Here is a 23,533-nt window from a genome sequence, read left to right as displayed (position 1 = left end):
CTACACCTCCACCACCAGCTCCTTCAGCCCCCGGATCACGTACCCCGGCTGCCACTCCGGCTCCGCCACCATCCGCATCGCGGGCGCCTTCCGCAGCAACTCCCCGAAGGAAGCCTCCAGTTCGAGCCGGGCGAGCGGCGCGCCCAGGCAGTAGTGGATGCCCGCGCCGAACGTGATGTGCGGGTTGTCCACCCGACCCAGGTCCAGCCTGTCCGGCTCCGCGAACCGCTCCGGGTCCCGGTTGGCCGAGCCGAACAGCAGCGCCACCTCCGCGCCCCGCCCGATCACCTGCCCGTCGATCTCGATGTCGTCCAGCACCCACCGCTCGAACATCTGCAACGGGGTGTCGTAGCGCAGGAGTTCCTCCACGGCCGTGGGCAGCGAGGCGGGCGCGGCCCGGAGGGCGGCGAGCTGCTCGGGGTGGTGGAAGAGGGTCCGCCACCCGTTGACCGTGGTGTTCACCGTCGCCTCGTGGCCCGCGTTCAGCAGCAGCACGCAGGTGGAGACCATCTCCTGCTCGGTCAGCCGCTCGCCCTCGTCGTGGGCGGCGATGAGCGCGGAGATCAGGTCGTCGCCGGGGGCCCTGCGCCGCTCGGCGATGAGTCCGCGCAGATAGGCGGAGAACTCCTCCGACGCCCGCACGGCCGCCTTCGCCGTCTCCTCCGACGGGTTCAGCTCGAACATCCCGCAGATCGCCGCTGACCAGGGCCGCAGCGGCCCCCGGTCCTCCTCCGGCACGCCCAGCATCTCCGCGATCACGGCGACGGGCAGCGGTTCGGCCACCTCCCCCAGCAGGTCGCCGCCGCCCCGCGCCACGAACGCGTCGACCAGCCCGGCCGCCAGCCGCCGTACGGTCGGGGCCAGGTTCTCGACCGTACGCGGGGTGAACGCCTTGGAGACCAGCCGCCGGATCCGGGGGTGGTCGGGGGCCTCCAGGTCGAGCAGCCCCTGCCCGTTGAGCGTGGTGAACGGCTCGTGCGCGGCGGGCGGCGGGGTCCGGCCGAACTCCTCGTGGGTGAAGCGGTGCAGATACGTACGGCCCAGGCGCCGGTCGCGCAGCAGGGCCGATACGTCGGAGTGGTGCGGGATCAGCCACTGCCCGGTCGGCTCGAACCAGTGCGCCCGGCCGGCGGCGCGCAGGGCGGCGTAGGCGGGGTAGGGATCGGCGACGAACGCGGGTGACCAGGGATCGAAGGACACGTGCATGACCCGACGCTACCCGCGTCCACCACCACCGCAAGGGGTCGGCACCACCGCAAGAGCCCCGCCCCGGGCAACCGCCGCACCGCCCCGCCGTAAACAGCCGCCACCACAAGCCCCCGCACCGTGCGTCCCCCGGCCGCCCCACCCCGACCCGCCCTACCCCGGCGTCACCAGCCTCGCCTCGTACGCGAACACCGCCGCCTGCGTCCGGTCGCGCAGACCCAGCTTCACCAGGATGCGGCTCACATGCGTCTTGATCGTGGACTCGGCGACGATCAGGTGCGAGGCGATCTCCGCGTTGGAGAGCCCCTGCGCGATCAGGACGAGCACCTCCGTCTCGCGCTCCGTGAGGTCCCCGACCCGGGCGAGGGCGGGCGGTCTCGGGGCCTCCGCGAGCTTGGAGAACTCGGTGATCAGGCGCCGGGTCACGGTCGGCGCGAGCAGCGCCTCGCCCGAGGCCACCACCCGTACACCGTCCGCGAGCTGCCGGGCCGAGGCGTCCTTGAGGAGGAAGCCCGAGGCCCCGGCCCGCAGCGCCTGGTACACGTACTCGTCCAGGTCGAAGGTGGTCAGGACCAGCACCTTGGCGTCCACGACCTGCGCGACGATCTCGCGGGTGGCGTCGATGCCGTTCATCCCCGGCATCCGGATGTCCATCAGGACGACGTCCGGGAAGAGGGCGGCGACCTTGTCGACGGCGTCCCGGCCGTCCACCGCCTCCCCCACGACGGTGATCCCCGGCATGGCGTTGAGCAGGACGGAGAAGCCCTCGCGGACCATCATCTGGTCGTCCACGATCAGCACGCGGATGTCGCTCATGCCCGGTCCGCCTTCTTGTACGGGACGACTTCGGCGCCCGGCGCGGCGGCGGGCTCGTCCGGCTCGCTCTCCGCCGGCGGTACGGGCAGGAAGACCGCCACCTCGTACCCGCCGTCCTCCGTCGCCTCGGCCGTCATCACCCCGTTGAGCATCGCCACCCGCTCCCGCATCCCGGTGATCCCGTGCCCGGCCCCGGGCGACGGCTTGACCAGGCCGGTCGCGGGCCCGTTGACGATCCGCAGCCCGATCCCGCCGAGGACGTACGAGACCTCGACCCGGGCCGTGGCGCCGGGCGCGTGCCGCAGGGTGTTGCTGAGGGCTTCCTGGATGATCCGGTACGCCGACAGCTCGACGCCCTGGGGCAGCTCGCGGACGGCCCCGGTGATCACCTTCTCCGTCTCCAGGCCCGTCTCGCGGACGTTGTCCAGGAGCCCGTCGAGCACGGCCAGGGTGGGCTGCGGGGCGTCCGGGGCCTCGTAGTCCTCCGCCCGGACGACCCCGAGGACGCGGCGCAGCTCGGTGAGGGCGGCCACCGCGTTCTCGCGGATGGTGACGAAGGCCTGCTCCAGCTCGGGCGGCGGGTTCTCCACCCGGTAGGGGGCGGCCTCCGCCTGGATCGCGACGACCGACATGTGGTGGGCGACCACGTCGTGCAGCTCCCGGGCGATGGTGGTGCGCTCCTCCAGCAGCGTGCGCCGGTCGCGCTCGGCGGCGGTGACGGTGCGCTGCACGGTGACCTCGCGCTCGGCGTCGCGCACCTCCCGCTCGGCGTCGCGCCGGACCTGGAAGACGGTGACGACCAGCAGGGCGAAGGCCGACAGGACGGCCATGGGCGCAGTGATGGACGGGTCCCCGCCCTCCAGGAACACCCCGAACAGCAGGGTCAGCAGCCACATCCAGACCGCCGTACGCGGCCGGGTCCGGGCCGCCACGACCACCAGCACCACCACCTGGGCGATGAAGGCGCTGGCCCCCCAGAGCCCGTCGGTGCCCAGGAGCGCGCAGAAGAGGGTCGCGGCCCAGGAGGCCCAGAACGCGGCGACCGGCCGGACCAGGGTCATCGCGACCGGGATCGCCGGCACCAGCCCCATGAGGAGGCGGAAGTTCCAGGTGGCGAAGCCGGACATCATCACGATGAAGGCGGCGAACAGCACCAGGGCGTGCGGGGTCCACACGAGGGCCCGCCGCAGCCCCTCGGGCAGCCGGCGTATGAACCGCCCCTCCGGCGAGAGGGGCGGCAGCGGGCGGTAGGCGAACACATGGCGGAAGAGGTCTTCCCGCAGGCCGTCCATCGCACCGGCGGCCGCCCGGATCTCCGGGCTACTGGTCTTCGTCTGGGTCTCGGTCACGTTTCCACGGTAGGTGGCGGCGGAGTACGGGTCGTCCCTACCGAAGCTGATTCCGGGGCGTCCCCCTCAAGGACTACCTACCCCCTACCGGTGGCTGTTCCGGCCCGTTCACGGCCCGCTCCCGCCCCGTTCACACCCCACTCGCGCCCCCACTCGCGCCCTACGCACGCCCGGGGGCGGCGCCCCCCGAGGCCGCCCCCGCACGCACGTACCGCACGTCCCTCGCGGCCCTACGGACGGAAGAACTCCGCGTGCTCCCCGGCCCACTGCGCGAACGTCCGCGCCGGGCGCCCGGTGACCTTCTCGACGGTGTCGATCACCGTCCTCCCCTCCGGCGGGGTGTCCCGGTAGACCGCGATCAGGAACCCGATCACGTCCTCGGGCATCCCCTTGGCCCGCCACCCGGTGACCGCCTCCTCCTCGGTCAGCTCGATCAGCTCGACCGCCCGGCCGCGCGCCGCCGCGATGGCAGCGACCTTGTCCCCGACGGTCAGCGCCTGCGGCCCGGTGATCAGGTACACCTGGCCGCCGTGGCCGTCCTCGGTGAGCGCCGTCGCCGCGACCGCGCCGATGTCCGACTCGTGGACCATCGCGCTCAGCCGGTCGACGAAGGGCTCGCGGACCACGTCGTCGGCCTTGATGCCGGGCGCCCACTCCAGGGCGTTCGCCATGAACTCGACCGGCATGACGACGGTCCAGGCGAGCCCGCTCTCCCGTACCGCGGTCTCCATCGGGGTGTCCCCGCCCCCGTTGAGCACGGTCACCCGGCGCACCCCCGCCTCGCGGGCCAGCCGCATGATCTCCTCGCCGGTCGTGAGCGGGGCGAAGAGGCCGCCGTCGAAGGTGATCAGGTGCAGCCCGGTGACGCCCTCCAGCGCGCTCTCCAGCGAGGCCGGGTCGGCCAGGTCGCCGCGGACGACGTCGACGCCCGCGGGGAACTCCGCGCGCGCCGGGTCGCGGGTCACGGCCCGGACGTGCGCGCCGCGCTCCAGCAGCTGCTCGACCACTCGACGGCCGACCGTTCCCGTGGCTCCGGTCACCAGGATCGTCATGGCGGATCTCCTTCGTTCGGTTCGACATCGACCAACGTAGGGACCCTTGCGGTCAGCTTCTGTCCGCGATGCGCGACGGACTCACGGCCTCACCACGCCAGCTGCGTGATCTCCTCCGCCACGATCGCGCACGCGTCGGCGGCCGGGTCGATCAGCGGGAAGTGCCCGACGTCCCCGAGCAGCGTGAGCCCGACCATCTCGCCGGACTTCGCCGCCGCGTCGACGTACGCCTCCGAGACGGCCCGCGGGACGACGATGTCGTCCTCGCCGTGGACGATGGCGGTGGCGATCCCGGTGGGCAGCAGGGCGGCGGGGTCGGCCTGGGCCGTACGGTCGTCGCGGTCGCCCGACTCCCCTCCCCCGCCCAGCAGTTGGGTGACCGCACCGCCGCACACGCCCAGCTCCACGGCCGACGCGAAGTCCGCGATCGGGGCCAGTGCGACGACCCCGCGCAGCGGCGGCGGGGCAGGCAGATGCCACGGCGACCCCTCGGGCAGGACGTGCCGTGCCGCCGCCCAGAGCGCGAGGTGCCCGCCCGCCGAGTGGCCGGTGACCACGATCCGGCGCACGTCGGCCTCCGGCAACTCCCGTGCGGCCAGGGCCGGTACGGCGTCGAGCGCGGCGGCCACGTCGTCGAGGGTCTCCGGCCAGCGCCCCGCGACGGGGTCGCCGCCGGGCGTCGGCTCGCCCTCGCCGCCGCGCCGGTACTCCACGCTCGCCACCGCGAACCCCCGCCGGGCCAGGAAGTCCGCGAGCGGGGAGACATGGGCCCGGTCGTACGGGGCCCGCCAGGCGCCGCCGTGCAGCAGGACGACGAGCGGGGCGGCGGTGCGGCCGTCGCGCGGGGCGTAGAAGTCGACGACCTGGTCGGGGTGGTCGCCGTAGGCGGCGGTCCGGTCGGGGGCGACGGCGGGATGGGCGAACGCCGACGCGCTCTCGGCCTCGTCCCGATCACGCGCCGCAGAGTCCGGGAAACCCGGGGAATCCGACATGCTGCTCAACCGTCCTATGCCCGTGGCCTGCGCCTGTGTCCTGTGCCTGTGTCAGGTGCCCAACTGGGTTGACCTGCGGGGACGGTACCAGCCATCGGCACCGCCCCCGCCCGGTCGCGCAGACATTGACGGGCCGTCAGCTTGTCAGGGTCTGCACCAGCACACGGGCCCTCAGCCCGCCAGGGTCTTCACAGCACACGAGCCGTCAGTCCGCCGAGGTCTCCCCCGGCGCACGGGCCGTCAGCCCGCCGAAGTCTCCTCCAGCACCTCGGCCAGGACCCGCGCCGCCCGTTCCGCGTCCGCGAACCCCACGTACAGCGGGGTGAAACCGAACCGCAGCACGTCCGGCCGCCGCAGATCGCCCACGACACCGCGCTCGATGAGGCTCCGCATCACGGGCTCGGCCTCGTCGCAGCGCAGGGCGACCTGGCTGCCGCGCTCGGCGTGCGCGACCGGGGTGACCGAGGTGACCCGGCCCGCCGGCACGTACGCCTCGACGCACTCCAGGAAGAAGTCCGTCAGGGCGAGGGACTTGGCGCGGACGGCGTCCACGGAGACCCCGTCCCACACGTCCAGCGCCGCCTCCAGCGTGAGCATGGAGACGATGTCGGGCGTGCCGACCCGGCCCCGTACGGAACCGTCCGCCGGGGTGTAGTCGGGGGTCATGCCGAACGGGTCGGCGTGCGAGTTCCACCCCGGCAGCGGGGAGTCGAAGACGGCCTGGTGGCGCTCGGCGACGTACAGGTACGCGGGCGAACCGGGGCCGCCGTTCAGGTACTTGTAGGTGCAGCCGACGGCCAGGTCCACCCCGTGCTCGTCCAGACCGACCGGCAGGGCCCCCGCACTGTGGCAGAGGTCCCACACCGCGATCGCGCCCGCCGCGTGGACGGCGGCGGTCAGGGCGGGCAGGTCGTGCAGCCTCCCCGTACGGAAGTCCACCTGGTTGAGGAGGACGGCGGCCGTACGGTCCCCGAGAGCCCCGGGTACGTCGGCGGGGTCGACCGGCACGATCCGGTGGCCGGTCAGCCGGGCGGCGGAGGCGGCGATGTACCCGTCCGTGGGAAACGTCGTGGCGTCAACCAGGATCTCGTCGCGTCCCCCGCCCGCGAGGGCGGCGAGGCGGGTGGCCGCGACGACGGCCTTGAAGACGTTCACGCTGGTCGAGTCACCGACGACGATCTGCCCGGCGGCGGCCCCGACGAGCGGGGCGATCCGGTCCCCGATCCGCTCGGGCGCGGTCCACCAGCCGCTCTCGCCCCAGGACCGGATGCGCAGCTCGCCCCACTGGCGGGCGAGGACGTCCTGCACCCGGGCGGGGACGTGGACGGGGAGCGCGCCGAGCGAGTTGCCGTCGAGGTAGACGCCCTCGTCGAGGGCGAAGAGCTTCCGGCGGTCGGCCAGCGGGTCGGCGGCGTCGAGCTTCAGGGCCCGCGCGCGGAGGTCTTCCGCCGTGGTCGTGGTCTCAGACATGGCTGCGCGCCGTCCACAGCTCGGGGAACACGTTCTTCGTGGCGCGCTTCTCCAGCCAGGCGACCCCGGCGGAACCGCCGGTACCGGTCTTGGAGCCCATCGCGCGCCGGGTGGCGACCAGGTGGTCGTTGCGCCAGCGCCAGACCAGCTCGCCCACGTCGGTGAGCAGCTCACCGAGGCGGACCAGCTCGTCGTTCTGGTCGTCGGAGGCGTAGATCTCCGCCCACACCGCCTCCACCTCGGGCGAGGGCACGTACCGCTGGGTCAGGTCCCGGTTGATCACGGCCTCGGGAATGGCGTACCCGCGCCGGGCCAGCAGCGCCAGCGTCTCGTCGTACAGGCTGGGCTCCCCGAGCGCCTTCTCCAGCTCGGCGTACACCCGGGGCGCGCCCCGGTGCGGCACCAGCATGGAGGCGGACTTGTCGCCGAGCAGGAACTCCATCCGCCGGTACATCGCGGACTGGAATCCGGAGCCCTCGCCGAGCGAGCCCCGGTAGGAGTTGAACTGGGCGGGGGTGAGTCCGGCGAGCGGCCGCCAGGACTCGTTGAGCGCCTCCAGCTCGCGCAGCGACCGCTTGAGCGCGTCGCGCGCGACGGGTATGCGGTCCTCGCGCAGCGCGCGGGTGGCCGTCTCCCACTCATGGACGATGACGGTGAACCACAGCTCCATGACCTGGGTGGTGACCAGGAATACCATCTCGCCGGGGTCGTCCGAGCGGAGGTGCTGGAGGTGGGTCAGGACATCCGCCTGGACATAGTCCTCGTACGGAGTCGTGCCCGCGAAGTCCAGGTACGGGGTGTCCGCACCGGTGGCTTCGGGGTCGGGGTGATTGGTCGACATCGCTGTCTCCTCGACACGAGCTTCCGGGTAGCGGTCCGCCCCTTCCATGAGGTGATGGGCTCCGGTCCCCTGCTCGCATACTAAGCGCCTCCCCGCCCTGTGCGCGTGGGCGGGGAGCGCCGGGAAGGTCAGCTGAGGATGTCGGCGGCGGTCGGGGAGGAGTCGCGCAGGAACGTCGAGCAGCGCTCGTGCTCCTCGGTCTCCCCGATGGACCCGGCGGCCCGGGCGAGGGCGTGCAGGGCGCGCAGGAAGCCCCGGTTCGGCTCGTGCTCGAACGGTACGGGGCCGTGGCCCTTCCAGCCGGCCCGGCGCAGGGCGTCGAGGCCGCGGTGGTAGCCGGTACGGGCGTACGCGTACGACTCGACGACCCGGCCGCCCTCGAACGCCTCGTCGGCGAGCTGCGCCCAGGCGAGCGAGGAGGTGGGGTACTTGGCGGCGACCTCGGCGGGCGGGGTGCCGGCGGCGAGCAGCTCGCGCGGCTCGGGGTCGTCGGGGAGGCGGGTCGGGGCGGGGCCCCCGAGCAGGTTCTCGTGGATGGACATGGATCAAGTGTGCCTGGAGCGGGGCGCGGGCGGGGCCTCACCCGGGTCATGCGGAGCGGGATCCTCCAGGGGCGGGGCCACGACCCCGCAGTGCACGGTGCACTCGGGCCGCTCCTCCTCCCGTTCCCCGGCGGCCGGGGCGGGCGGGGTGCGGACGGTCCACCAGGCGAGGAGCGCGCCCGCCACCAGCAGCACGGCACACATCGGCATCGCCCGCCGGAAGGTCGCGGCGAACTCGCCCGCGTCCCGGTAGGCCTCCGGGCCCATCCCGGCGAGCAGCGGCAGCGCGGCCACGGCGATGAGCCCGGCGGCCCGGGCGGCGGCGTTGTTGATCCCGCTGGCCAGACCGGCCCGGCCGGTGTCCACGGCGGCCAGGACGGTGGCGGTGAGCGGGGCCACGACCACGACGAGCCCGGCGCCGAGCACCAGGACGGCGGGCAGCACCTCGGTGACGTACCCGCCGAAGGAGGCGCTGCCCGGGCCCACCCGCAGCATCAGGAGCATCCCGGCGGCGGCCAGCAGCGGGCCCACCGTGAGCGGGATGCGCGGCCCGATCCGCCGCCCCAGCTCGCCCGACCGGGCGGAGAACAGCAGCATGAGCACCGTGGTCGGCAGCAGCGCGGTCCCGGCCCCCAGCGCCGAGTACCCGGCGACGACCTGGAGCTGGATGGCGGAGAGGAAGAAGAAGCCGCCGAGCGCCGCGTAGACGCAGAAGGTGACCAGGTTGACCGAGGTGAAGAGCCGGGAACGGAAGATCGACGGCGGCAGCATGGGATCGGCCCGCCGCCGCTCCACCCGCACGAACACCACCCCGAGGGCCACCCCGGCGAGGGCCGCACCGATCACCAGCGGCGAGGCGCCCCGCCCCGGCGCCTCGATCAGCGCGTACGTCACCCCGGCCAGCGCGAGGGCCCCGAGCGCGGCCCCCAGCGCGTCGAACCGGCCGTGCGCCGACGGATCACGCGACTCCGGTACGTGGCGGAGGGCGACGGGGACGCAGATCGCGGCGAGCGGCAGGTTCAGCAGGAAGACCCACCGCCACCCGGGCCCGTCGACGAGCCACCCGCCCACGAACGGCCCCACCGCCGCCCCGACCCCGCCGAACCCGGACCAGAGCCCCACGGCCCGCGCCCGGTCGTCCGGATGGAAACTGGCCTGGATGAGCGCGAGGGACCCCGGCGTGAGCAGCGCCCCGCCGACCCCTTGCAGGGCCCGCGCGGCAATGAGAACGCCCGCGTTCGGCGCGACCCCGCAGAGCAGCGAGGCGGCGGCGAACCACACCACCCCCACCAGGAACACCCGCCGCCGCCCGTACCGGTCCCCGAGCGCCCCGCCCAGCAGGATCAGCCCGGCGAGGGTGAGCATGTAGGCGTTGACGGTCCACTGGAGCGCGGCGAGATCGGTGTCCAGGTCGGCGCCGATGCGGGGCAGGGCGACGTTGATGACGGTGGAGTCGAGCATCGCCATCCCGGACCCGAGCACGGTGGTGAGCACGACCCACCGCCCGACGGGCGAGGCGACCCGGATCTCCCCGGGGGCGGAGGCAGCGGCCATGAGGTCAGCCTGCCCCGGCGTGCCCGCCCCCGCACTCCCGTGCCCCCGTACCCCCGCTCCTCAAACGCCGGAGGGGCTTGAGGTGACCGCCCGAACCGCCCGTTCCAGCGCCGCCACCCCCCGCTCCACCTTCCCCCGGGGACACCCCACGTTCAGCCGGACGAACCCCGGCGCCCCGTACACCGCACCGCCCATCACCGCCACCCGCTCCCGCTCCACCAGCACCCGCTGCAACGCCTCGTCGTCCACGACCCCGGCCGGCCGCAGGTCGATCCAGGCCAGGTACCCGGCCTGCGGCGGCTCCCACCCCAGCTCGGGCAGGTCCGCGGAGAGCCGCTCCGCGACGTACGCCAGGTTCCCCGCCACATACGCCCGCACCGCGTCCAGCCACGCCGCCCCCTCCCGGTACGCCGCGATGTGCGCGGTCAGCGAGAGGACCGCCGGGGACGCCAGCCCCTCCCCCGTCTCCATCCGCCGCAGATACTCCGCCCGGTCCGCCGGATCCCCGATGAGCCCGTACGAACCGGTCAGCGCCGGGAAGTTGAAGGCCTTGGACGCCGAGGTGATGAGCGCCCAGCGCCCCCCGGCCGCGCCGCCACCACCGCCGCCGTCCCCGACCACCCGTGTCCACGGCACATGACCATCCCCCGCGTACTCCTCGTGCACGAAGTCCGCATGGATCTCGTCACTGATCACCGCCACCCCGTGCCGTGCGGCCAGCTCCGCCGTCCGGGTCAGCTCGGCGGCCGTCCAGACCCGCCCGGTCGGGTTGTGCGGCGAGCAGAGCACCAGCACCTTGGCGTCCGCCCGCGCCAGCTCCCGTACCAACGACTCCTCGTCCCCCACCGGCACCCCGCGCAGCTCGCGCCCGAGCCCGGTGATGGCCTTGCGGAAGCCGTCGTACGTGGGGGTGTGGACGACGACGCCGTCCCCCTCGCCCGTCCACATCTGGAGGAGCTGGGAGAGCTGGTTGAGGACGGACGGGCCGTAGACGAGCTGCCCGGTGTCGATCTCGGTGCCGTACCGGGTGGCGTACCAGTGGGCGACGGCCGAGCGGAAGTCGTCCTGCTTCCAGGTGGTGTAGCCGAAGACGCCGTGGTCCAGCCGGTCCCGCAGCGCGGCCAGCACCTCGGGAGCGGTGGTGAAGTCCATGTCGGAGATGGTGAAGGGCAGCAGCCCGTCGACCCCGAACCGGTCCGCGACCCCGTCCCACTGGACGCACCAGGTGCCCCGGCGGTCGACGGCGGTGTCGAAGTCGTACAGCGCGGCCACGAGCGGCCCTCCTTGCTCTCGTTCACTCGGCACGGCAACGGGCCCGGCCCCCTGGAGGGGAACCGGGCCCGACGCCGTACATCCGTACCGAACTGCCGGTGTGGCTACTTCAGCTTCGTGCCGGTGGAGCGCAGGTTCGCGCACGCCTCGGTGACGCGCACGGCCATGCCCGCCTCGGCGGCCTTGCCCCAGGTGCGGGGGTCGTAGGTCTTCTTGTTGCCGACCTCGCCGTCGACCTTCAGGACACCGTCGTAGTTGCGGAACATGTGGTCCGCGACCGGGCGGGTGAAGGCGTACTGGGTGTCGGTGTCGAGGTTCATCTTCACGACGCCGTTCTCCAGCGCGGTGGCGATCTCCTCGGCAGTGGAGCCGGAGCCGCCGTGGAAGACGAAGTCGAACGGCTGGCTGCCGGCCGGCTTGCCGTACTTCTCCGAGACGCCCGCCTGGAGGTCCTTCAGCAGCTCGGGGCGGAGCACGACGTTGCCCGGCTTGTAGACGCCGTGGACGTTGCCGAAGGAGGCGGCCAGCAGGTAGCGGCCCTTCTCGCCCAGGCCGAGCGCCTCGGCGGTGCGCAGCGCGTCCTCGACGGTGGTGTACAGCTCGTCGTTGATCTCGTGCGTGACACCGTCCTCCTCGCCGCCGGTCGGGGTGATCTCGACCTCAAGGATGATCTTGGCGGCGGCGGCCTGGGCCAGCAGCTCCTGGCCGATGGCCAGGTTGTCCGCGAGGGTCTCGGCCGAGCCATCCCACATGTGGGACTGGAACAGCGGGTTCAGGCCCTTGGCGACGCGCTCGGCGGAGACGGCGAGCAGCGGACGTACGTAACCGTCCAGCTTGTCCTTGGGGCAGTGGTCGGTGTGGAGCGCGACCGTGACGTCGTACTTGGCGGCGACGATGTGCGCGAACTCGGCCAGGGCGACCGCGCCCGTCACCATGTCCTTGTTGTACTGGCCGCCCAGGAACTCCGCACCGCCCGTGGAGATCTGGACGATGCCGTCGCTCTCTGCCTCCGCGAAGCCGCGCAGGGCCGCGTGCAGGGTCTGCGTCGAGGTGACGTTGATGGCCGGGTAGGCGAACTTGCCCGCCTTGGCCCGGTCGAGCATCTCGGCGTAAGCCTCGGGGGTTGCGATGGGCATCTGACCGCTCCTTGGAATGTGCGGATGTGCAGGCTGTGGAGTCCCTGACCTGGGGGCGACGTCATCGTCGCCCCCATCTTCCCAGACTCTCCATCCGGCTCCACCCGGCGGACCCTGTTTCACGTGAAACCGTCGGGTCCGCCCGATATGGCTCAGGCCAGGCCGAGGTCGGCCACCGAGTAGACCTGGACGTACGGCAGACCGGCCTCCGCGATGGCCGGGGCGGCACCGCGCTCGACGATCACGGCGACGGCGACGACCTCGCCGCCCGCCTCCCGTACGGCCTCGACGGCGGTCAGCGGCGAACCACCGGTGGTGGAGGTGTCCTCGACGACCAGGCAGCGGCGGCCCTTCACGTCCGTGCCCTCGATCCGGCGCTGCATCCCGTGGGCCTTCTGCGCCTTGCGGACGACGAACGCGTCCAGGCTCTGCCCGCGCGCGGCGGAGGCGTGCAGCATCGAGGTGGCGACCGGGTCGGCGCCGAGCGTCAGCCCGCCCACGCAGTCGTAGTCCAGCTCGGCGGTGGCGTCCAGCATGGCCTGGCCGACCAGCGGCGCGGCCTTGCCGTCCAGCGTGATCCGGCGCAGGTCGATGTACCAGTCGGCTTCCAGACCCGAGGAGAGGGTCACCTTGCCGTGCACCACGGCCTTGTCCTTGATCTGCTGGAGCAGCTCAGCGCGTACGTCAGTCATGGTCACGAGGGTAAGCGGTACGGCCCCCGGCCCCGAGCCGAGCCTCGAAGCCGCGCCCCGGAGCCCAGCCTCGGAGCCGCGCCCCGGGACCGAACCTCAGAGCCGCGTCCAGCTCCAGGTCGTCGTGATCTCCAGCGGGTCGATCGGGGTGACCAGCCGGGGCGCGGTGTTCAGCCCGTTCGGCGGCCCGGACTGCGGCTCGACACAGATCGCCTCGTCCTGCTCGTCGTAGATCACGACCCACTCGCTGCGGCTCTTCACCGTCAGCTCCAGCTGCTCCGGCCAGGTGAGCGTCACGTCCACACCGTCGGGCATCCCGAAGCAGTCGTCCCACGGACCCGGTACGGGGTCGATGCGCCGCCCGGTCGGCAGGTGGTCGTCCCCCCGCCCCTCCTGCCAGCCGGCGTCGAAGGAGAGCCGGGCGTCCTGGCCGCCGAGGCTGCGGTGGAACCAGGGGTGCCAGCCGGCCTGGGCCGGGAAGGAGGTGCCGTACGTCTCCACGGCGAGGGCGAGGGTCAGCGTGTCCTCGGTCAGCTCGAAGGTCTGGGTCACCCGGCCCTCGTACGGCCAGGGCTCGGCGAGGTCGTAGTAGAAGGCCGCCTGCGCCTTCTCCACGTGGGCGGTCCGCCAGGTGGTGTCCCGGCCGGTGCCGTGGATGGCGTGCGGCGGGGAGTTCAGGGGCAGTTGGTGGGTGACGTCGCCGTTGCGGAACTCCCCGTACCCGGTCCGCCCGCACCAGGGCACCATCGGGAAGCAGCCGTACCGCTCGCCCTGGCGCAGCAGCTCGGTGGAGCCGATCCGCAGACTGCCGATCCGGCAGCCGTGGGCGGGATGGACGGTCAACTCGGCGTCTCCGGCACTCAGCCTGACGTTCTCTTCGCTGCTGCTCACCCGACGACCCTACTGGCGGTCTCCTGGCGGTGCCTCACCTACGGCGCCGCAGCGCCCTGCTCAGCACGACGGCGGAGGCCAGCGCGAGGACGGCGGCCGGGGCGACCCAGCGCAGGGTGGTGCTCGCCCCGCCCGCGTCCGGCGAGGGCACGGGGGCGTACCGGCCGCGCGGCGGCGCGTGGTCGACCTCCTCCGCACTGCGCCCGATCATGGTGCGCCGGGCGTGCGCGGCCTCGGCGGGCGGCTCGTCGGGGACGGTGAACTCGACGCCCGCGACGGGGTCGAGGGAGGGCGGGGGGACGGGCGAGTCGAATACGGAGGCGGACTCGGCGGCCCCGGCAGGCCCGCCGGACGCGGCGGCCCCGGGAAGGTCAGCGCCTTCGGGGGTGCCCGTGGCCTCGTCCGCTGCGGAGGACTCCACGGGCTTGCCGGGCTCCGGAACGCCGACGGGCCCGGAGGACTCGGCGGCCCCGGCGCCCGTACCGGCATCGGAGCCGGACTCGGCGGGCTCAGCGGGCTCGTCAGCCCCGACAGCGGAACCGGGCTCAGCGACGGAGCCCGTACCGGCACCGGCACCGGCCCGCTCGCCGTCCCGGCCGTCGGCGGGCGGCTCGACGTCTCCTTCGAGCCCCTCGGCCGAGACGTCCTCCGCGCTCCCGGGGGCCGGGTCCTCCCCCTCCCGTACGGCCAGGGTCTCCGTGACCAGCTGCTGGGTGAAGCGGTCCAGGAGGCGCTGGGCGGCGGTGAGGGCGGCGCCCTCCTCCAGCTCGGCCAGCCGGCCGTCACCGCTCGCCGTACCGCCGTACGTGAGGGTCGTGCCGCCGTCCGCCGCCGTGAGGGAGACGGTCAGGGCCAGCTTCACCACACCGGTCCCCCGGGCCTCCACGCCCTCCCCGGTCACCGTGAAGCGGTCGCCGTCCGCGCCCTCCGCCGCCTCGGGGCCGGAGAGCTTCAGCTCGCCCCGGTACGTGATGGTGTGGCCGCCGGCCCGGAACTTCAGCCGGCCCGCCAGCGGCGAGGCCGATCCGTCGGCGTCCTGCTGGATCCCCGGGACGCAGCGGGCGACCCGGACGGGGTCGCCCAGCGTGCGCCGCAGGGCCGGGACCGGGACCGGAACGAACACCTGATGCTCCATACCCACCGAGCCTAATCGCCCCCGGCCCGCACGTCAGGACTTCCCCCCGCCCGGCTCCTCCCCGCTCCACCCCCTCTGCCGCCCCGCCTCCCTCCGCCGCCCCGCCGCCCGCTGGCGCGCCCGCCCTCACGCGTCCTCCCAGTAGCGCGGGTGGATCAGCGTGGACGGCGCCTGCCCCGGCAGCCGCAGCCGGTCCGCCGCCCGCGCCCCCTCCCGCAGCTCCTCCTCCCCCAGCGAGCGCGGTACGGGCGCTCCCGCGCCGAGCCCCGGCTCCCCCACCGGCCCGGCCGCCGCCGCGAGCAGGAACCCCCACTCCTCCGGCGCCCGCCCGCCACCGGGGCCGAGCCGGTCCGGGCTCGCGGTGGAGCCGGAAGGGTGGACCGAGGGATGGGCCGAGGGGCGGGCCGGGATGCGGTACGGGCGGGTGGCGAGGCCCCCGGCCCGTACCGAGGCCTCCACCGTCCAGAAGGTCTGCGGCCGGGCCACCGGCGGGCCCGCGTGGACCACGAGACGCCCCCGGGGCGCCAGGGCCTCGGCGATCAGCCCGTAGAACTCGGCGGAGTACAGCTTCGTGCTGGCCGTGATGCCCGGGTCCGGCAGGTCGGAGATCACCACGTCGTAGCGGTGGCGGTCGGCGCGCAGCCAGGTGAAGGCGTCCGCGCCGACGGCGGTGATCCGCGGGTCGCGGTAGACGTGGTCGTTGAGGCCGGCGAGGGCGGGGTCGGTGCGGGCCAGCCGGGTGACGGCGGGGTCGATCTCGACGACGGTGACCGAGCGGACGTCCGCGTACCGGAGCACCTCGCGGGCGGCGAGCCCGTCGCCGCCGCCCAGGACGAGGACACGGGCGCGGGGCCCGTTCATCGCGGGGTGGACCAGCGCCTCGTGGTAGCGGTGCTCGTCGCGGGCGCTGACCCGCAGCCGGCCGTCCAGGTAGAGGTCGAGGGAGTCCCGGTCGGTGCCGGTGAGGACGACCTCCTGCACCCCGGTCTGCACGGCGACCCGCACGTGGTCCCCGTAGACCGCCCGCCGCGCCGCCCGCTCGAAGTCGTCGACCAGGAACGTGGCGGTGGCCAGGACGAGGATCACCGAGACGTTGACCAGGAAGAGGAGGCGGCGGGTGCGGGGCGTGAGGTCGCGGCGGAAGACCCACAGGACCAGCGCCCCGCCGGCGGCGGCGTTCACGGCGCCCGTGACGAGCGCGCCGGTGAGCTGGCCGAGCATCGGCAGCAGGAGGAAGGGGAAGGCCAGCCCGCCGACGAGCGCGCCCACGTAGTCGGCGGCGAAGAGGTCGGCCACGGCCCCGCCCGCGTCCTGCCGGTCGACGCGCTGGATCAGGGTCATCAGCAGCGGGATCTCGGCGCCGATGAGCACCCCGATGGCCAGGGAGAACCCGACGACCGGGTACCGCGACTCACCGAGCCAGGCGAAGGAGGCGTAGAGCACGAGCGCCGAGGAGCCGCCGATCAGCGCGAGGGCCGCCTCGATCAGCCCGAAGCCGACGGCGGCGTGGCAGCGCAAACGTTTCGCGAGGAGCGAGCCGACGCCCATGGCGAAGACCATCACGGAGAGCACCACGGAGGCCTGGGTGACCGAGTCCCCGATCAAGTAGGAAGCGAGGGCGACCAGTTCCAGCTCGTACACGAGACCGCAGGCCGCGCAGACGAAGACGGCGGCGAGGACGAGGAACCGGCCGGTCCTCGGCCGTACGGGAAGCCGCGCCGCGCCCCCTCGCAGCGACACCTGCTGGTCGATCATGCTGCGAACGCTACGTCACGACCTGGTCGCCGCCTGTCACCCACAAGGGTGCAAGTACCGCCCGGCAGCCACCCGCACCCGCACACCTGAACGGACCTGTACCCGCACCCGCGCGCTCGCCCCCCTCACGCCGCGGGCGCCGGGATGCGCACCCCCACCCGGGTCCGGGTGACCACCAACTGCCCCTCCTGCGGGTACGCGTGCCAGGTGCGCCACCGCACCTGGCCCTCGATGCGCTGGGCGAGCATGGCGGTGAAGGCGTACGGGGAGCCGGGGAAGGTGCCGGCCAGTCCGTGCGGGTGGTCGCTGACGAGGGCGAGCAACTCCTGGGCCCGCCCCGCGAACTGCCCCTGCGTGAGGGTCTCGACGCGCGCCGCGAATTCGTACTCCCAGTCCCCGAGCCGCTTGGCGACACCGAGAGGGAGGGGGGTGCTGCTGCCCGGCATACAGGCGACGGTCTCGGAGCAGACTCCCTGCTCCTCCTGGAGAAGGACCTGGTGGGAGGCGCCGAGCAGCCTCAACTGGAGTTCGGCGCCACCGAGCCGGAGGTCGAGGACGGCGAGGGCGGGAAGCGGCTCCCGGCCCAGGGTCCAGGCCAGGTCGGCGGCGCGGGTATCGGAATAGGCCGTCTGGAGGGTGGTGAGCATGGGTCGGCTCCGCAAACACACATGGACACATGGACAGCGGGCGCCCCCTGGGCATGCGTGTGGGAGGAGGGGAGCGCCCGATCTGGCCCAACTGGGGTCCGAGGGCTGAATATTCTCTTCAACGAGGGAATCACGAAGTACGCCGCACTCGCAGCGTTTTTACCCAACTTGACGCGGTTTCCATCCCCTCGGGGGCTGCCCGGTTCAACTGTTCAACGATTTTCCTCTGCGTGGCTCAACGACAGGGCGCCCGAAGGGAGTTCACCCTCGGGCGCCCGGCGGCGGAACGGCTCCGGCGGCCGTGACGGCCTGCCACTCCGGCCGGCTCCGGCGACGGTGACCGTCCGCCGCCCCGCTCAGCTGCCCCCGCCGCAGCCACCGCCACCGCACGACGAGCCGCCGCCGCAGGAGTGGCCGCCGGAGTGGCCGCCACCGGAGCCGCAGGACGAGCCGCTGTGCCCGCCGCCCGCCCACCAGCCGCCACCGCCACCGCTGCCGCCGTCCGACGAGGCCCGGCGGCCGCCGCCGCCCGCCCGGGCCGGAACGCGCTTGACGCTGGTCAACCGCGCCAGGACCACCATCAGACCGACAAAGATCCCCACACCGATCAGCACCGTGATGAGAACGGTCATGCCGCTCACCCGCCTTTCCCCCGAAGCGCGGTTCCCCCGTCGCTTCCTTCGCGTTTCTCTCTGTCTTTCTCTCTGTTTCTCTGCGCTCTCTGTGTTTCTCTTCGCGCCGTTGCGATGCGTACGTGGCCTTGCGATGCGTACGTGCCAGGGAAATCCCCACCTCCCGGGCGCCCCAAAGCAGACTTGAGCAACTCCAGAGCTTGGGCGCAGGATGACGCCCATGACACAGGGACAGCAGGGACAGCAGGGACGACCGCTGCTCAACAGCCGCCTGGCCGGGTTCGGGACGACGATCTTCGCGGAGATGTCCGCGCTGGCCGCGCGGACCGGCTCGATCAACCTCGGCCAGGGCTTCCCCGACACCGACGGCCCCGAGGAGATCCGGGAGGCGGCGGTCCGGGCGCTGCGCGCCGGGCACGGCAACCAGTACCCGCCGGGCCCCGGCATCCCGGAGCTGCGCAACGCCGTGGCCGACCACCAGAAGCGCTTCTACGGCCTGAACTGGTCCCCGGAGACCGAGGTCCTGATCACCACCGGGGCCACCGAGGCGATCGCCGCCGCCCTGCTCGCCCTGGTGGAGCCGGGCGACGAGGTCATCGCGTTCGAGCCGTACTACGACTCGTACGCCGCGTGCATCGCCCTGGCGGGCGGCGTCCGCGTCCCCCTCACCCTGCGCGCCCCCGCCTTCCGCCCGGACCTGGACGAGCTGCGCGCCCTGATCACCCCGCGCACCCGCCTGCTGCTGCTCAACTCCCCGCACAACCCGACCGGCGCGGTCCTCACCCCGGAGGAGCTGAGCGGGATCGCCGCCCTGGCGGTGGAGCACGACCTGCTGGTGGTGACCGACGAGGTGTACGAGCACCTGGTCTTCGAGGGCGCGCACCACCCGATCGCGGCCCTGCCGGGGATGCGCGAGCGTACGGTCTCCATCTCGTCGGCCGGCAAGACGTACTCGTACACGGGCTGGAAGATCGGCTGGGTGACGGCCGACGCGCCACTGGTGACGGCGGTGCGCTCGGCGAAGCAGTACCTGACGTTCGTGAGCGGGGGCCCGTTCCAGTACGCGATCGCGGAGGCGCTCCAGCTCCCCGACGCCTTCTTCACGGAGTTCCGCGACTCCATGCGCCGCAAGCGCGACCTGCTCGCCGGAGGGCTGCGGAGCGCGGGCTTCCAGGTGTACGAGCCGGAGGGAACGTACTTCATCACCACCGACATCTCCCCGTTCGGCGAGGAGGACGCGTACGCCTTCTGCCGGGCCCTTCCGGAGCGGTGCGGGGTGGCCGCCGTACCGAACTCGGTCTTCTACGACGACCCGGAGGCGGGCCGCAGCCAGGTCCGGTTCACCTTCTGCAAGAGGGATGAGGTCTTGGAGTCGGCGGTGGAGCGGCTGCGGCGGCTGGGCTGAAACACGCGGGCGGCCCGGGCGGTGGTCGTGGTGACCGCCGCCCGGGCCGCCGGCGTGGATCGAGGGGCCGGGCTCAGGCGCCCGCGGACTCCGTACCCTCGCCGTCCGTCTTCTCCTCGGCCGGGGCGAGGCCCAGGCGCTCCAGGAGCCACTTGTCGAACTCGATCGACGCGCGCACCCAGCTGACCGTCGAGGAGACGAAGTGCTCCAGGCTGACGCCGGTGCCGATGAGCATCTGCGCCTCACCGATCAGCCGGACGGAGCCCGCCTCGCCCTCCTCGCCCTCGTGGGAGTGGGTGTAGACCTTGGGCCACAGGGTGCGGCGGTTCCAGTCGTCGATGGCGTCGAGGAGGACGGGACGCTGGTCGAGCGCGTGGGGGCGGTCGTAGAACGTACGGACCGAGAAGACCTGCTGCTCGTCCTCGCCCCGGAACATGAAGTACGTCCGGAACTCTTCCCACGGCGCCGCGAGGTCGCCCTCGTCGTCGACGACGTACTTGAGCTCCATCTGGTCGAGGAGCTGCTTGACGAGGTCCTGGTCAGGGACGACGGGGCCCTCCGGTCCTGCCGCCTGCGGTTCGGGCTGGCCCCCGAAATTAGGAATCGAGGACGGATCGATGCTCACCGTAATTTCCCTTCGTGCGGTTGGCGGCCATCCTCTCCCATGGCGGGCGGGGCATGGCAAGCCCGCACGGCCCCTATCCGCCACAAGCTGACAGAGAGCGGGCGGCGGCGGGGCCGTGCGGGCGTATGCGTACGGTGCGCGAGGAGCCGTGACTCCCCGCGTACGGGGTTACGGGGCGGGGCCGGGCCCGGGCGCCGCGGGGCGGCGCGGGCCGCTCCCGCAGCGGGCCCGGGCGATTCCGGGGGCCGGTCCGGGTGTCACGAGGCCCCGGGGGGGCCTCCCTGGCGTTACGAGGCCCGGGGCGCCGGGCCCACGGTCAGGCCGCCCTCGTCCTCCTCCTGGGCGCGGTCCACCCGTACGGTGTCGCCGTCCCGGATCTCGCCGGAGAGGATCTCCTTGGCGAGCCGGTCCCCGATGGCCGTCTGGATGAGGCGGCGCAGCGGGCGCGCCCCGTACGCCGGGTCGTTGCCCTCCTGGGCGAGCCAGGCGAGCGCCTCGGGGGTGACGTCCAGGGTGAGGCGGCGGTCCGCGAGGCGCTTGGCCAGCCGGTCGATCTGGAGGCCCGCGATATGGGCCAGCTCGTCGCCGGAGAGGGCCGAGAAGACCACCAGGTCGTCCAGCCGGTTGATGAACTCCGGCTTGAAGGAGGCCCGCACCACCTCCAGGACCTGCTCCTTCTTCACCTCGGGCTTGACCAGCGGGTCCATCAGGAACTGGCTGCCGAGGTTGGAGGTGAGGACGAGGATGGTGTTGCGGAAGTCGACCGTGCGGCCCTGGCCGTCGGTGAGCCGGCCGTCGTCGAGGACCTGGAGCAGGATGTCGAAGACCTCGGGGTGGGCCTTCTCGACCTCGTCCAGGAGCACGACGCTGTACGGGCGGCGGCGGACGGCCTCGGTGAGCTGGCCGCCCTCCTCGTACCCGACGTAACCGGGCGGGGCACCGACCAGGCGGGCGACGCTGTGCTTCTCGCCGTACTCGCTCATGTCGATGCGGATCATGGCCCGCTCGTCGTCGAAGAGGAAGTCCGCCAGCGCCTTGGCCAGCTCGGTCTTGCCGACGCCGGTGGGGCCGAGGAAGAGGAACGACCCGGTGGGCCGGTCGGGGTCCGCGATCCCGGCGCGCGTACGGCGTACGGCGTCGGAGACGGCCTGCACGGCCTCGGTCTGGCCGATCAGCCGCTTGCCCAGCTCGGACTCCATCCGCAGCAGCTTCTGGGTCTCGCCCTCCAGCAGCCGCCCGGCCGGGATGCCGGTCCAGGCGCCGACGACGTCCGCGATGTCGTCCGGCCCGACCTCCTCCTTGACCATGGTGTCCTTGGAGGCCTCCTGCTCCGCCTCGGCGGCCTCCTCCAACTCCCGCTCCAGGCCCGGGATCTCCCCGTACAGCAGCTTGGAGGCGGCGTCGAAGTCGCCGTCGCGCTGGGCTCGTTCGGCCTGGCCGCGCAGCTCGTCGAGGCGCTCCTTCAGCTCACCGACCCGGTTGAGGCCCTGCTTCTCCTTCTCCCAGCGGGCGTTGAGGCCGCGCAGCTCCTCCTCCTTGTCGGCGAGGTCGCGGCGCAGCTTCTCCAGCCGCTGCTTGGAGGCGGCGTCGGACTCGTTCTTCAGCGCCAGCTCCTCCATGCGCAACCGGTCGACGGAGCGCTGGAGTTCGTCGATCTCCAGGGGCGAGGAGTCGATCTCCATCCGGAGCCGGGAGGCGGCCTCGTCGACCAGGTCGATGGCCTTGTCGGGGAGGAAGCGGGAGGTGATGTAGCGGTCGGAGAGGGTGGCGGCGGCGACGAGCGCCGAGTCCGCGATCTGGACCTTGTGGTGGGCCTCGTAACGGCCCTTGAGACCGCGCAGGATCGCGATGGTGTCCTCGACGGACGGCTCGGCCACCAGCACCTGCTGGAAGCGGCGCTCCAGGGCCGGGTCCTTCTCGATCCGCTCGCGGTACTCGTCGAGCGTGGTCGCGCCGACCATCCGCAGTTCGCCGCGGGCCAGCATCGGCTTGAGCATGTTGCCCGCGTCCATGGCGGAGTCGCCGCCCGCGCCGGCGCCGACGACGGTGTGCAGCTCGTCGATGAAGGTGATGATCTGGCCGTCGCTCTCCTTGATCTCGGAGAGGACGGTCTTCAGGCGCTCCTCGAACTCGCCGCGGTACTTCGCACCCGCGACCATCGCGCCGAGGTCCAGCGAGACCAGCCGCTTGTTCTTCAGGCTCTCGGGGACGTCGCCCTTGACGATGCGCTGGGCGAGCCCTTCGACGACGGCGGTCTTGCCGACGCCGGGCTCACCGATGAGCACCGGGTTGTTCTTCGTCCGGCGCGAGAGCACCTGCACGACGCGGCGGATCTCCTGGTCGCGGCCGATGACCGGGTCCAGCTTTCCGTCGCGCGCGGCGGCCGTGAAGTCGGTGCCGAACTTCTCCAGGGCCTTGTACTGGCCCTCCGGGTCGGGTGTGGTCACCCGGCGCCCTCCCCTGCTCGTCTCGAATGCGGCCAGCAGCTTCTTGGCGGTGGCCCCCTGTCCGTCGAGGATCTCACCGGCGCGCCCGCCCTTCGCGGCGATGCCGATGAGCAGGTGCTCGGTGGAGAGGTACTCGTCGCCCAGCTCCTTCGCTCGCTGCGCCGCGTCCTGGATCACCGCCAGCAGCTCACGGTTGGGCTGCGGCGGGGCGACGGTGGAGCCGGTGACGCTGGGGAGGCCACCGAGCAGCTTCTCGGTCCCGGCGCGCACGACGGCCTGGTCGGCCTCGACGGCGGCGAGCAGGTCGGTGATGTTCTCGTTGTCCTGGCCCCCCAGCAGTGCGAGGAGCAGATGGCCGGGGGTGAGGTCGGGGTGCCCGTCCTTCACGGCCCGGTCACTGGCCGCGTTGATGGCGTCCCGGCTCTTGTTGGTCAGCTCGGCGTCCACGGGTGCTTGCTCCTCCTCGCAGCTGGGGGTGGTGGTTCCTGTCCCTTGATGTATCCAGCGTACACAAAGTTGAGTCTATTCCGCTCAAGGCAATCGGACCGATTTTCCGGGCCCGGGAACCCAGAGCTGGGGGGGCACAGCCCGCCACCGCGCGGGCACGGGCGGCCGCCTACGCTTCCCCCATGGCAGACGTACGGAACCCCACCCCCGAGTACCTCGCGTTCTGGCGCGAGCGGCATGTGTGCACCCTGACGACGCTCCGCCCCGACGGCACGCCGCACGTGGTCCCGGTGGGCGTGACGTACGACCCGGAGGCCGGGGTGGCACGCGTGATCACCGGCAGGGGCACCCGCAAGGTCGCCAACATCCTGGCCGCCGGACCGGAGGGGGCACGGGTCGCCGTCTGCCAGATGCACAAGGCCCGCTGGGCCACGCTGGAGGGCCGCGCGACCATCCGTACGGAGCCGGAGGTCATCGCGGACGCGGTGAGCCGTTACGCGGAGCGTTACGAGCGCACGCCGAGGCAGAACCCGGAGCGCATCGTCATCGAGATCGCCCTGGACCGGGCCCTCGGAAACGCCTGACACCCGCAACCCCTGACACCCGCCCCGCCCGTACGGGGACAGC

At 73.0% G+C, this 23,533-nt stretch carries 21 protein-coding genes; 2 read left to right on the top strand and 19 right to left on the bottom strand.

From position 1 onward, the window contains the following. The 17 genes from DJ476_RS18585 to DJ476_RS18505 form a co-directional block, all read right to left on the bottom strand. On the bottom strand, positions 1–1,206 hold the full coding sequence (locus tag DJ476_RS18585; RefSeq protein WP_112491082.1) for a cytochrome P450: 1,206 nt from the start codon (positions 1,204–1,206) through the stop codon (positions 1–3). 153 nt (positions 1,207–1,359) lie between these two features. Next, positions 1,360–2,022, bottom strand: a complete 663-nt coding sequence (locus tag DJ476_RS18580; RefSeq protein ID WP_103419334.1) for a response regulator — start codon at positions 2,020–2,022, stop codon at positions 1,360–1,362. Further along, positions 2,019–3,371, bottom strand: a complete 1,353-nt coding sequence (locus tag DJ476_RS18575) for a sensor histidine kinase (protein ID WP_112491081.1) — start codon at positions 3,369–3,371, stop codon at positions 2,019–2,021. Before DJ476_RS18575 ends, DJ476_RS18580 begins: the two co-directional genes overlap by 4 nt. A gap of 230 nt (positions 3,372–3,601) precedes the next feature. After that, on the bottom strand, positions 3,602–4,423 hold the full coding sequence (locus DJ476_RS18570) for an NmrA family NAD(P)-binding protein (protein ID WP_112491080.1): 822 nt from the start codon (positions 4,421–4,423) through the stop codon (positions 3,602–3,604). An 89-nt stretch (positions 4,424–4,512) separates the two neighbouring features. Beyond that, on the bottom strand, positions 4,513–5,415 hold the full coding sequence (locus DJ476_RS18565; protein ID WP_103419337.1) for an alpha/beta hydrolase: 903 nt from the start codon (positions 5,413–5,415) through the stop codon (positions 4,513–4,515). A gap of 240 nt (positions 5,416–5,655) precedes the next feature. Then, positions 5,656–6,885, bottom strand: coding sequence for a kynureninase (gene kynU / locus DJ476_RS18560; RefSeq protein WP_112491079.1), 1,230 nt, complete (start codon positions 6,883–6,885; stop codon positions 5,656–5,658). Further along, positions 6,878–7,726: a tryptophan 2,3-dioxygenase family protein gene (locus tag DJ476_RS18555; RefSeq protein WP_103419339.1), complete on the bottom strand. Its 849-nt coding sequence runs from the start codon at positions 7,724–7,726 to the stop codon at positions 6,878–6,880. Before DJ476_RS18555 ends, kynU begins: the two co-directional genes overlap by 8 nt. Positions 7,727–7,854: 128 nt before the next feature. Further along, positions 7,855–8,268: a DUF3151 domain-containing protein gene (locus tag DJ476_RS18550; protein ID WP_112491078.1), complete on the bottom strand. Its 414-nt coding sequence runs from the start codon at positions 8,266–8,268 to the stop codon at positions 7,855–7,857. Positions 8,269–8,271: 3 nt separating this feature from the next. Continuing rightward, complete coding sequence (locus DJ476_RS18545) at positions 8,272–9,822, bottom strand: MFS transporter (RefSeq protein WP_112491077.1); 1,551 nt, start codon at positions 9,820–9,822, stop codon at positions 8,272–8,274. A 60-nt stretch (positions 9,823–9,882) separates the two neighbouring features. Further along, complete coding sequence (locus DJ476_RS18540; protein WP_112491076.1) at positions 9,883–11,094, bottom strand: MalY/PatB family protein; 1,212 nt, start codon at positions 11,092–11,094, stop codon at positions 9,883–9,885. 104 nt (positions 11,095–11,198) lie between these two features. After that, positions 11,199–12,230, bottom strand: a complete 1,032-nt coding sequence (gene fbaA / locus DJ476_RS18535; protein ID WP_019766158.1) for a class II fructose-bisphosphate aldolase — start codon at positions 12,228–12,230, stop codon at positions 11,199–11,201. Between the two features lie 152 nt (positions 12,231–12,382). Beyond that, on the bottom strand, positions 12,383–12,922 hold the full coding sequence (gene pyrE, locus DJ476_RS18530; protein ID WP_070204355.1) for an orotate phosphoribosyltransferase: 540 nt from the start codon (positions 12,920–12,922) through the stop codon (positions 12,383–12,385). Positions 12,923–13,018: 96 nt separating this feature from the next. Then, positions 13,019–13,813 carry an aldose epimerase family protein gene (locus tag DJ476_RS18525; protein ID WP_112491075.1) on the bottom strand — a complete coding sequence of 265 codons (795 nt, stop codon included), beginning with the start codon at positions 13,811–13,813 and terminating at the stop codon, positions 13,019–13,021. A 34-nt stretch (positions 13,814–13,847) separates the two neighbouring features. Next, a complete protein-coding gene (locus DJ476_RS18520; protein WP_208853512.1) occupies positions 13,848–14,948 on the bottom strand; it encodes an SRPBCC domain-containing protein in 1,101 nt (366 codons plus the stop codon). Between the two features lie 126 nt (positions 14,949–15,074). Then, positions 15,075–16,703, bottom strand: coding sequence for a polyamine aminopropyltransferase (locus DJ476_RS18515; protein ID WP_112491073.1), 1,629 nt, complete (start codon positions 16,701–16,703; stop codon positions 15,075–15,077). Positions 16,704–16,828: 125 nt separating this feature from the next. Continuing rightward, positions 16,829–17,350: a DUF2617 family protein gene (locus DJ476_RS18510; protein WP_070204318.1), complete on the bottom strand. Its 522-nt coding sequence runs from the start codon at positions 17,348–17,350 to the stop codon at positions 16,829–16,831. A gap of 356 nt (positions 17,351–17,706) precedes the next feature. After that, positions 17,707–17,982, bottom strand: coding sequence for a hypothetical protein (locus DJ476_RS18505; RefSeq protein WP_318294737.1), 276 nt, complete (start codon positions 17,980–17,982; stop codon positions 17,707–17,709). Positions 17,983–18,202: 220 nt separating this feature from the next. Here DJ476_RS18505 and DJ476_RS18500 point away from each other — a divergent pair, with 220 nt between their 5' ends. Next, positions 18,203–19,387 (top strand): pyridoxal phosphate-dependent aminotransferase, encoded by a 1,185-nt coding sequence (locus tag DJ476_RS18500; RefSeq protein ID WP_103419345.1) that lies wholly within the window; start codon positions 18,203–18,205, stop codon positions 19,385–19,387. A 73-nt stretch (positions 19,388–19,460) separates the two neighbouring features. Here the strand turns inward: DJ476_RS18500 and DJ476_RS18495 are convergent, their stop codons facing one another. Next, complete coding sequence (locus tag DJ476_RS18495; protein ID WP_084747317.1) at positions 19,461–20,012, bottom strand: type III secretion system chaperone family protein; 552 nt, start codon at positions 20,010–20,012, stop codon at positions 19,461–19,463. Between the two features lie 287 nt (positions 20,013–20,299). Then, positions 20,300–22,906 (bottom strand): ATP-dependent chaperone ClpB, encoded by a 2,607-nt coding sequence (clpB, locus tag DJ476_RS18490; protein WP_070204315.1) that lies wholly within the window; start codon positions 22,904–22,906, stop codon positions 20,300–20,302. A gap of 182 nt (positions 22,907–23,088) precedes the next feature. Here clpB and DJ476_RS18485 point away from each other — a divergent pair, with 182 nt between their 5' ends. Next, the gene (locus DJ476_RS18485) at positions 23,089–23,490 is read left to right on the top strand and encodes a pyridoxamine 5'-phosphate oxidase family protein (protein ID WP_029395306.1); all 402 of its coding nucleotides are present in this window, start codon (positions 23,089–23,091) and stop codon (positions 23,488–23,490) included. Positions 23,491–23,533: the final 43 nt, after the last annotated feature.

The organism is Streptomyces bacillaris (assembly GCF_003268675.1).
Lineage (GTDB): Bacteria > Actinomycetota > Actinomycetes > Streptomycetales > Streptomycetaceae > Streptomyces > Streptomyces bacillaris.
Note: the sequence above shows the minus strand (reverse complement) of the source record. Positions and strands in the feature narration are given on the sequence as shown.